Source organism: Streptomyces sp. NPDC026206 (assembly GCF_040638465.1).
Classification (GTDB): Bacteria; Actinomycetota; Actinomycetes; order Streptomycetales; family Streptomycetaceae; genus Streptomyces.
On sequence record NZ_JBEZYL010000013.1, the window covers coordinates 165,058 to 175,087 of the forward strand.

General features: G+C 71.5%; 8 protein-coding genes. 2 read left to right on the forward strand and 6 right to left on the reverse strand.

What is annotated here, in order from left to right; translation table 11 throughout:
• Positions 1-144: 144 nt before the first annotated feature.
• Positions 145-2,445 carry a helicase-associated domain-containing protein gene (locus AB0F13_RS19750; protein ID WP_362083541.1) on the forward strand — a complete coding sequence of 767 codons (2,301 nt, stop codon included), beginning with the start codon at positions 145-147 and terminating at the stop codon, positions 2,443-2,445.
• On the opposite strand, the gene AB0F13_RS19755 is transcribed toward AB0F13_RS19750, so the two are convergent.
• The 5 genes from AB0F13_RS19755 to AB0F13_RS19775 all read right to left on the reverse strand — a co-directional run bounded on the left by AB0F13_RS19755 (position 2,435) and on the right by AB0F13_RS19775 (position 8,151).
• Positions 2,435-4,486 (reverse strand): M6 family metalloprotease domain-containing protein, encoded by a 2,052-nt coding sequence (locus tag AB0F13_RS19755; RefSeq protein ID WP_362083544.1) that lies wholly within the window; start codon positions 4,484-4,486, stop codon positions 2,435-2,437. The two genes, AB0F13_RS19750 and AB0F13_RS19755, sit on opposite strands and share 11 nt — an antisense overlap.
• A gap of 222 nt (positions 4,487-4,708) precedes the next feature.
• Positions 4,709-5,044, reverse strand: a complete 336-nt coding sequence (locus AB0F13_RS19760; RefSeq protein WP_362083589.1) for a CBS domain-containing protein — start codon at positions 5,042-5,044, stop codon at positions 4,709-4,711.
• A 285-nt stretch (positions 5,045-5,329) separates the two neighbouring features.
• Positions 5,330-6,868, reverse strand: coding sequence for a DEAD/DEAH box helicase (locus AB0F13_RS19765; protein WP_362083547.1), 1,539 nt, complete (start codon positions 6,866-6,868; stop codon positions 5,330-5,332).
• Positions 6,869-7,231: 363 nt separating this feature from the next.
• Positions 7,232-7,435 carry a cold-shock protein gene (locus AB0F13_RS19770; protein ID WP_362083550.1) on the reverse strand — a complete coding sequence of 68 codons (204 nt, stop codon included), beginning with the start codon at positions 7,433-7,435 and terminating at the stop codon, positions 7,232-7,234.
• A 365-nt stretch (positions 7,436-7,800) separates the two neighbouring features.
• Positions 7,801-8,151, reverse strand: a complete 351-nt coding sequence (locus tag AB0F13_RS19775) for a MerR family transcriptional regulator (RefSeq protein ID WP_362083553.1) — start codon at positions 8,149-8,151, stop codon at positions 7,801-7,803.
• 681 nt (positions 8,152-8,832) lie between these two features.
• On the opposite strand from AB0F13_RS19775, the gene AB0F13_RS19780 reads away from it, so the two are divergent.
• On the forward strand, positions 8,833-9,216 hold the full coding sequence (locus AB0F13_RS19780) for a hypothetical protein (protein ID WP_362083556.1): 384 nt from the start codon (positions 8,833-8,835) through the stop codon (positions 9,214-9,216).
• Between the two features lie 90 nt (positions 9,217-9,306).
• Here the strand turns inward: AB0F13_RS19780 and AB0F13_RS19785 are convergent, their stop codons facing one another.
• Positions 9,307-9,783: a DUF5994 family protein gene (locus AB0F13_RS19785; RefSeq protein WP_362083559.1), complete on the reverse strand. Its 477-nt coding sequence runs from the start codon at positions 9,781-9,783 to the stop codon at positions 9,307-9,309.
• Positions 9,784-10,030 lie beyond the last annotated feature (247 nt).

Consider the following 10,030-nt stretch of genomic DNA (forward strand, 5'->3'; position numbering starts at 1 on the left):
GCGCCGTACGGCCCTGCACCGCGCCGCGCCCGAGCAGCGGTCAAAACCCTTTCGGGTGACCGGTTCCGCTTCGTCGGTGCGCCATCCTGAGTCTTGTGCGGTCCCTGTCCTGCTCCGGAAACCGATGTGTCCTTCGATGGCGAGGTGGCCCCCATCCGTAAGCCCAACGGATCAACACTGGCAGCCTGGCTGCACGGTCTCGACACTCCGCGGCTGGAGCGAGTCCTCGCGGTGCGGACGGATGCCGTGTCCCCTCCGGAGCCACGGTCGGTCGGCGAGCTGGCGGACCGCCTTCAGCGTCCCGGGGCGGTGGCACTGGTACTGCCCCGGCTCGCACTGCCACACCTGCAGGTGGCCGAGGCGCTCTCGGCGCTGACGCCCACCTCGCGTGATGCCTTGGCGGAACTGCTGGGCGCGGTGGACGGGGAGCGCGCCCGCGGGCTGGACGCGGCGCTTCGGACACTGGCCGACCATGCGCTGGTCTGGCCGGACGGGGAGGGGCTGATGCGCATGGCGGCGCCGTTGCGGCAGGCGTGGGACGCGCCGCTGGGGCTGGACGCGCCGCTGGAGCGGGGACTGCTGGGGCGGGGACTGCCGGAGCGGGGACTGCTGGTCCAGGACCGTCGCGGGTACGGAATCGCCCGCATACCGGCCGAGGTTGGGCCGGCACTGCGCGGGACCGGCCGGCACGCTCCGTTCGATCCCACCCCGCCCGTCGTGCGTACCGTGTCCGTCACGTCGGCGGAGGTGGAACGGGAGGCGACGGCCGCGGCCATGGCGTTCGCCGCTCATGCCGCCTCGGTCCTCGCAGCGTGTGCCGGCTCTCCGCCGGCCCGGCTGAAGACCGGCGGGATCGGAGCGCGAGAACTCTCCCGGATCGGCAAGGCGGCGCGATGCGACGACGCCGTGGTGCGCATCACCCTCGAAACGGCGTACGCAGCCGGTCTGTTGGCCCGGGATGGCGACAGGGTCACGGCAGCGGAAGGCTACGACGCCTGGGCGGACCGTGAGCCGGCCGGCCGGCTCACGGTCCTTCTCCAGACGTGGCGGACGCTGCGTCTCATCCCCGCCCAGACCCGCGACGAGGACGGCAAGGCCCTGCCCGCGCTCGCCGGAACGCCCCCCTGCGGCAGCTGCCTGCAGGCCCGGGAAGGTCTCCTCATCGCCGCGGCGCGGCTCCCGAAGGGGCAGGGCGCGAAGCGCGCCGCGGAGCTGGGGCCGCTCGTCGCCTGGCACCGTCCGCTCGCCGACCGGCTTCCCCAGGACGCCACGCCGTTCGCCACCGTGATTCGCGAGGCGGAACTGCTCGGCGTCCTCGCCCGCGGCTCACTGTCCCCCCTCGGGGCCGCCCTGCTCGACGAGGACGCCGAGGCACTGGCCACTGCCTGCCGACGGCTGCTTCCCGCCGCCACCAGGACCGCCCGCTTCGGCGCCGACCTTACGGCCGTCGTCACCGGCACGCCGTCCGCCCGCCTCACCACGCTGCTGGATTCGGTCGCCGACCGCGAGGCCGGCGGCACGGCATCGGTGTGGCGGTTCAGCCCTGGCACCGTCCGCCGGGCCCTGGACGCCGGCCGCGCCCCCGACGCCATCGAAGCCGACCTGGCCGCCGTCGCCGTCGAGCCCCTCCCCCAGCCGCTGTCGTACCTGATCCACGACACCGCGCGCAGCCACGGCCGGGTGCGCATCGCCCCCGCGGCCTGCGTGCTCCACGGCGAAGAGCCCGCCCTTCTGGCCGAGCTCGCCGCCCACCGCAAGCTCGCCGGACTCGGGCTGCGATGCCTGGCCCCGACGGTGCTGGTGAGCCGGACCCCGCTCGACGAAACCCTCGCCGCGCTCCGGGCCGCGGGCTATGCCCCTGTCGCCGAGACCGCCGACGGGACGGTACGCATCGAGCGAGTCCGGCGCCGCCGCGCCGCCGCCCCGGTCCCGGCCCCGCGCCTGCCCGGCGGGTCCTCCCGTCGCCGGACGACCGGCGGCCGCGCGGAGGAGGCTCCGGCGACGCCCGACCTGCGTGCCCTGGCCACCCGGCTGAAGGCCGCACCACCAGCCACCCCGCAACCCGACCCGGACTACGGGGTCCCCTTCGACAGCGACATCGAGGAAATCATCGCCGGGTCCGCCCGTCAGCTGTCCCTCACCGACGTCCGCCAGCTGGCCCATGCCGTCATCGAAAGCCAGGCGGTCACCATCGAATACGTCGCCGCCTCGGGCAGCCGCACCGTGCGCACCCTCAGCGAGCTCGATCTTGACGCGCCCTACCTGTACGCCTGGTGCCACCTGCGCGACGACGAACGCGTCTTCACCCTCTCCCGCATTCACGGCGTCATGCCCGCATCCGCACAGCTCACCGTCATGCCCGCACCCGCACAGCTCACCGTCACAGATGCTCACGAACACCCCCGTCCCACCGACCTCCCAGACCGACGCCGTCCTATTTCCTGAGCGTGCAGACGGCCTCGGACGTCTTGCCCGGGTCGCTCTCCGAGCGCGCGGTGAGGGTGATCCGGCCGTTCCGGTCGGCGCCCGCCTTCGCGCTCACGGCGACGTCGACGGGGACAGCGGTGCCGGGCGCGGCGGTGGCGAGGCGGTTGGGGAGCCAGGCGGACCAGCCGCGGCCGGAGGCGGTGGCCGACAGCCGGTAGACGTCGGAGGACGCGTAGGGGCCGGTCTGCGGGGCGGTCTGCCCGGTGTTGGCGAGGGTGAAGGTGCACAGGGCCCGGCCGTCACCGGGCCTGCCCTTCGCCGTGCCCCGGCCCAGGGCGAGCCCGCGGGCCTGCGGCCCGGCACCGTCCAGGGACTTGACGCCGACGCTGTAGGAGAGCACTCCGGAGGCGTCGCGTCGCACGTCGAGAACGTAGAAGTGCAGCCGGTTGGCCTTGTCGGTGAACTCGTACGAGCTGCCCGAGTCTGCGCCCGCGTGGAAGAGCGCGTCGCTGAGCTGCCGGTAATCGCCCATGGTGATCTTCTGCGGGGTGCCGTCGGGGCGCGTGAAGTCGACCATGCCGATGTCCTCGGGGTGCGCGTCGATCACCCAGGCGAACGGGGCCCGGTCCGCGTTCTTGGTCTTGCTGATCAGCACCCCGTTGTCGGGTGTGAAGGAGTCCATGCCCATGCGGTCGACGACCTCGACGGTGTAGTTGTCGTAGCCGCCGCCGTCACACAGGGGGTCGGTATTGCGGTCGCAGGCCGGGGACAGGTCGCGGCCCATGGTGATGTTGACGCCGGCGAGGCCCTTCTCGCCGGGCGGCGCGGAGCGTGCGGTGACGCGGGCGACGACGAGGCCGGAGTCCTTCAGGGCGTCGCGGTCCAGGCGCAGGACGTTCTTCTCGTCCACGATGCCGAGCTTGAGCTTGTCGCGCAGCACGTGCTGGGCGCCCATCGAACCGCCGGCGGCGGCAGGGATCTGCCAGCGGGTGTGCGGCCCTCCGGGGCCGTTGAACGAACCGCGGGAGAGCATGCTCCAGATACCGGTGTAGGCGCGGCTCAGCGGCGTGCCGTAGGGGTTGTTGTAGTTGTCGCCTATGCCCAGGATGTGGCTGAGTTCGTGGGCGAACGTGGCCATGCCGGAGCTTTCGGCCTGGGTGGAGGAGCCGTTGGCCGCGTTGGGCCAGATGCGGGCGGCCGCCTGCCAGGACGTCCACGGCACGTAACGGGTCCTGGCGGCGTTGCCGCCGCCGGTGACGGGGGACGGCGGTCCCCAGGCGGCCGGCACATCCTGCGCACTGCGGAACTTCATCTGACCGAACTCCTGCCAGGCGGACGACTCGTCGACCCCGGCCGTGAGATAGAAGACGAAGTCGAAGTCGTCGGCCCTGTCCGCACCCACGTCGGCGACCCAATTGCGCTTGCCGTCGGCGCGGATGTCCTTGCCACAGGTGTCACCGACCGGGCAGGCACCGGGGTTCATCCCCGGCTCGATGCCGTACTGGTAGGACTTCCACGGCATGCGGTACACGCCAAAGGCCGTCAGCTCGACCCCGACGCGGCCGCCGGAGTCCTCCATCCAGTACTCGTTGATGGTGTGGCCGTGGTTGAGCGTGCCGGGCCTGTTCAGGAAGTCCTGGTAGAACTTCGGGACTTGCGCACGGGGGATGCCGGAGGCGCTGGGCAGCGGATTGCCGAAGATGCCGGAGCCGGGCGGCCTGCTGACCGAGAACTCCTCGTCGGGGTAGTCCAGGAGCACCAGGGCGCCCTTGAACGTGCGTTTCGTCGGCTTGACGTCCGGGTTCGCCCAGTCGGTGCCGGGCACCGGGCGGTACTCGGCCCAGGTCATGTCGTCGGGGTTGCGCCAGTGCTGCGGGTCGACCGGCTGGACGAGGGACGGCCGGGGCCGGGAGGTGGCGTCGGGTATCGCCCGCGCCGGGCCGGTGGCGAGGGCTGCCAGAACGCCGAGGAGCAGGGTGACGACGCTCAGCCGGCGTAATCGGCTCGTTCTTCGGGCGGATGCGCGGGCAGGCGTGCGGGCCGGTATGCGGGCCGGCATGCCGGCAACTGTACGAACCGGCGTGCGGGCGGAGCTACGGCGGAGGGACAAGACGCACCTCTTGTCTGACGTCATCGGACGAGGAGATGGCGAGTCGTTCGATGGGTGTGCCCACCGCGGTTCAAGGTAAGGCGGGGCAAGGCGTGACGCCAGAGTGCCCGCGTGACCTTTGTGAGAGATGGCGGGGACGGCGTGCCCGCCCCGACCCCGCCCGGAGCGGGGTCAGCGAGGGAGGGCGAGGATGCCCAGGGTGTAGCCGTCCTCGTCGATGACGGGGGACGCCCCGACTTCCCGGTCCCGCATGGCACGTTCGGCGTCGCACACCGACGTCGCCGACGAGGTGAACGGTCCCCGGTCGTGGACGATGTCGCGCAGGCGGGTGCGCTCGGAGTACCAGGAGCCGCTGCGGTGGGCGGTGAGCTGGGCCCGGCTGACCAGCCCTGCGCAGCGGCCGTCCTCGTCGTGGACCAGCAGGTGCCCTACGCGGGCGCTGATGAGGACGGACAGGGCCACGTCGACCACCATGTCGTCACCCACCTGCGGTCCGGCCGGGGTCATGGCGTCACCCGCGGTGGGCCCGGTGCGTACCGTCTGCCACGTCTGTGCCTGTGCCGGCGTCAAGGAAGACCTTCCGTGTTCGGTGGACAACGAATCGCGCGGGCCTGGACGAGGGCCTGCACCCTGCCCGGACGAGGGCCGCCTGCACCCTGCCTGGGCGGAGACCTGCACCTCGCCCGGACGAGGCCCTATGCCGCGACCTGGCCAGGCCCTACCTCGTGCCCGGGCCAGGCCAGGACCTACGCCCCGCCCGGACGGGCATCTGCACCCCGCCCGGACCGGGCCCTACGCGGCGTCGGCCCGGGAGGGCCGGCGCTGTGCGGTTCCGTTCCCCGTGCGGGAGGAGGCGGAGGAGCGGCGCGCGCCGCCGGAGCGACCGCGCCGGCCGCCGGCCGGGGAGCCGGTGCGCTTGGCGCGCTCGGGAGCCGGTGCGGTGATGGTGACCGGGACGCCGGAGGGGGCCTGGGCGCCGGTGATGCGGCTCAGCTCGGCCTCGCCGGAGCGGACCTGGGTGATCTGCGGCGTGATGGCGGCGTCGGCCATCAGACGGCTCATCTCGCGGCGCTGGTTGGGCATGACCAGCGTGACGACGCTGCCGGACTCGCCCGCGCGGGCCGTACGGCCGCCCCGGTGCAGGTAGTCCTTGTGGTCGCTCGGCGGATCGACGTTGACGACCAGGTCCAGGTTGTCGACGTGGATGCCGCGCGCGGCGACGTTGGTGGCCACCAGCACCGAGACATGGCCGGTCTTGAACTGGGCCAGGGTGCGGGTGCGCTGGGGCTGGGACTTGCCGCCGTGCAGCGCCGCCGCGCGCACCCCGCTGTTCAGCAGGTGCTTGGTGAGCTGGTCCACCGCGTGCTTGGTGTCCAGGAACATGATGACCCGGCCGTCGCGTGCCGCGATCTCGGTGGTGGTGGCGTACTTGTCGGCGCTGTGCACGTGCAGCACGTGGTGCTCCATCGTGGTCACCGCGCCCGCCGAAGGATCGACCGAGTGCACCACCGGGTCGTGCAGGTACCGGCGGACCAAGAGGTCGACGTTGCGGTCCAGCGTGGCCGAGAACAGCATTCGCTGGCCCTCGGCGGGCACCTGGTCGAGCAGCTCGGTGACCTGCGGCATGAAGCCCATGTCGGCCATCTGGTCCGCTTCGTCCAGGACGGTGACGGTGACCCGGTCCAGACGGCAGTCGCGCCGCTCGATGAGGTCCTTGAGCCGGCCGGGGGTCGCGACGACGACCTCGGCCCCGGAACGCAGCGCGCCGGCCTGCCGGCCGATCGACATGCCGCCGACCACCGTGGCCAGCCGCAGCGACAGCGACCGGGCGTAAGGGGTGAGGGCGTCGGTGACCTGCTGCGCCAGCTCCCGCGTGGGCACCAGGACCAGCGCCAGCGGCTGCCGCGGCTCCGCGCGGCGGCCCGCGGTACGGGCCAGCAGCGCCAGGCCGAACGCGAGGGTCTTGCCCGAACCGGTGCGCCCCCGGCCCAGGACGTCACGTCCGGCCAGCGAGTTCGGGAGGGTCGCCGCCTGGATCGGGAACGGCACCGTCACGCCCTCGGCGCTCAGCGCCGCCAGCAGCGGTGCGGGGAGGTCCAGGTCGGCGAACGCCTCGGCGGCGGGCAGGGCCGGGGTGATGGTCACCGGCAGCGCGAACTCCCCCTGCCGAGCCGCGGGACGCCGCCCGTGGCCGCCGGAACGTCCGGGGGCACCCGACCGGCCGGTGGCCTGCGAGCGGGAGCCGCCGCCCTTGCGGGAACCGGCGGAACCGGTGGAGCCGCCGGTGCGGGTACGGGAATACCGGTCGTTCGTGCGAGCTGTGCGGTTCATGTGGAACCTTCCTCGATGCGGCGCGTATCGAGGAATTCCCGGCAGCAATGAGCAGCGCAGAGAATCACGGTAACGAGCCGGAGATAAAAGAATGACGAGCCCGGCCGCCGGAATTCATCCGGGGCGGCGTCGTCGGAATGCCTGGCATATGCCGTGGAAACGTCCGGAATGCCGGGCCATGGGAGCTCCGGCAGTCCCGCGCCGGCACAGCCGTGGGCGGATCGTCCGCCGGAGGGCGGGAGCACAGGGTTTTTCTGCCGCAGGCCGCGAGGCCGGCGCCGTGCCGGGCAGACCCTGGAAAAAGCAACGAGCCGGGGCCCGCACCCCAAGGTGCGGGCCCCGGCTTCGCCGTACGCGTCGGCGTCAGGCGGGAGTGATGTTCTCCGCCTGCGGGCCCTTCTGGCCCTGCGTGACGTCGAAGTTCACCTTCTGGCCCTCCTGCAGCTCGCGGAAGCCCTGGGAGGCGATGTTCGAGTAGTGGGCGAAGACGTCAGCGCCGCCACCGTCCTGCTCGATGAAGCCGAAACCCTTTTCCGCGTTGAACCACTTCACGGTGCCAGTAGCCATGTCATATCTCCTTCGGGGCAGTGCCCGGGGGCTCACACTGTGCGAGCCCCGCATCGCCGCGATGATTACCCGTCCGGAAAATACCCCGGCAATACAAAGTGCGCCCGTCGGCGACAGAAGGCCGACGAGAGCACTTGAAGTCTTTGGGAACCACAACTGCAACTGAGATCAACCGTAGCACGGGCAAGCGGCCGTGTGGGGAAATAAAAATCACTCGGTCCGTGGGCGATAAACCCTCACCGGGGTCGTATGAATTTCTGTCCCTGCGGGACCAGATAATGACACCGGGCCTGGCCGTGCGGGCATCCTCCCCGCGGGGGCGTCCCGTGGCCGGGCGGGTACGCACCGCCGCACCGCCGCCGGGGTCAGGTCGTCGTTGTGTGACCGCCGGGATCCGCGGTGGGCCGGCGCAGTTCCTCATTGAGGCGCAGGGCCTCTTCGAGCTGGTCCTCGAGGATGACGATCCTGCAGGCGGCGTCGATCGGGGTGCCCTGGTCGACCAGCTCGCGCGCCCGGGCGGCGATGCGCAGTTGGTAGCGGGAGTAGCGGCGGTGGCCGCCCTCGGACCGCAAGGGGGTGATCAGGCGCGCTTCGCCGATGGCCCGGAGGAAGCCCGGCGTGGAACCGATCATCTCGGCCGCGCGGCCCATGGTGTAGGCGGGATAGTCGTCATCGTCGAACCGGTCGGTGGCGTGCGGCTTGGCTTCTGGGGGCATTTGCACCTCTTCTTCTGGAACGCGTCGAGGGGCCCCGGTGCCGTACGGCACCGGGGCCCCGAGGGGTATCAACACCATCTACCGGCGCTGTGCGCTGGTTTCCTCTATCCGCATGGCCGCCCGGAGGGCGGGAGATGCGGGGATCGCGAATGCGTGACCGGGGACCACCTTCCAATCCGGGGCCTGCGGTACCCGGGCGACCTGGGACATCGCTCGGGCCATCCTGATGGCGTCTGCTCCTCTCCTCTTGCTGATCTTTTCGGGCTGTATTGCTGTGGATCGGCACTGCTGTGATCGGTACTGCTGTGAATCCGTACGGCATACGGCCCCTGAGGCCGTCCGGCCCGGCAGCCAGCCGTGGGGCCTTCCTGCACTTCCTGGCCCCAGGACTCCGCTGCCGCGCCGCTTGCTGCTCGCGCCAGTTCGTCTCTGCCGCGCTTTGCTGACTTCGTCGGCTACGTCAGGAACTCTAGCCACCGCAGATGGGGATGTCTACTGCCGCCACGATAGGTTTTCGACAGGCCCGGGGAGGGCCGTTGCGGTGTCCGTACAGGTGCGAAGACGGGTGCGAAGACGGCACCGGCGGCGGGCGTTCAACCGGGACGGCGGGTGGAACCACCCGGACGGGCGACCTTGGGCAGGTCTGCGGTGGGCACCGGGACAGGAGTAGAGTCCGGTCTCGTGTCGAATCCTGATGATCTGCTCGTTGACATTGCCGCGATGGTGGAGTCGGAGCAAAGCAATCAGATGTCCCTCACCGTCGTGGTCCACGGCGCCGTCATCACCGGACGGCTGGCTCCCGAGGCCATGTGGCGGCAACGCGTCGCGGAGGTCCTGAAGGACTCCGAGCGGCTGGGCCCGTTCTCCGCCGTGTTCACGCCCCCGGAGGTGGGGCGCGGCCGGCCGGACGGGCGCGGCGGCGAACCGCCCGCGTATCTGCACTTCCACGTCGCGCGCATTCTTCAGGGCAGTCTCGGCATCCCCGAGACCGGCGGGATGTACCGCATCGCCCTGCGGGACGTGAGCGCCTGGACCGTGGGCGACGTCAGCTACTCCGACCACTGACCGTTTCAGCGACCGCCGACCGTTTCTCCGGTCTCCGGCCGTTTCTCCGGTCTCCGGCCGTTCCGCTCCCTGGCCCCGCGCTCCGCGGGGTCAGGGCTGTCCGGTGCTGCCGGTGTCGATGAGGATCTGCCCTGCCTGGGTGATGTTGTCGGCCCGTACGGCCCTGGCCATGGCGGCGCGTGCCGCGTCGGGCGTCGCCTGGGGCGGGACCACCAGAAGGGTGAAGTGGTCCTGATCGCCGCGGGTGATGAGGACCGTGTCGTCGCCGACCGGGAACGAGTCGATGTGCACGATCCGGTCGTCGATGGTCAGCCGGGTGGGGAGCTCTTCCCAGGCGCTCACGTCCAGGCCGACGCGCGTGATGGGGCCGAGGTGCTCGGTCAGCGCGCTGATCAGGCTGGGAAGCTCGGCGGCGATGTCGCGGGAGCGCGGCCACCAGGCGCCGTCCAGAATGCCCTCGCGGGCCTGCGTCGTCTCCAGCCGCAGGAGCGCCGTCCCCGGCTTCACAGCGTGGTGGATCTCCTCCGGCAGAAGCCTGGGGAGGTGCGGGATATCGGAATCGGCCATGGTGGGTACGCCCGTCTCCGGGTTTGCGGCGCATTCTGTGAGCGCCCCGGCGGCGTCGGCCGTCCCGGGCGAAGCGCTCGCGGTAACCCCAAGGTACTGCGCGGTCCCACGGTGGGCTCGTGCGCCGCCCGGCGGGGGCCGGTGTCGCCCTAAGACGCCGTTTCTTATGGTGTGATCGTTCGTTGAGCCGTGCATGACGGATCTGGTTGAGCGACTGGTACCGGACGAGTTATGGGCGTTGTTCCGG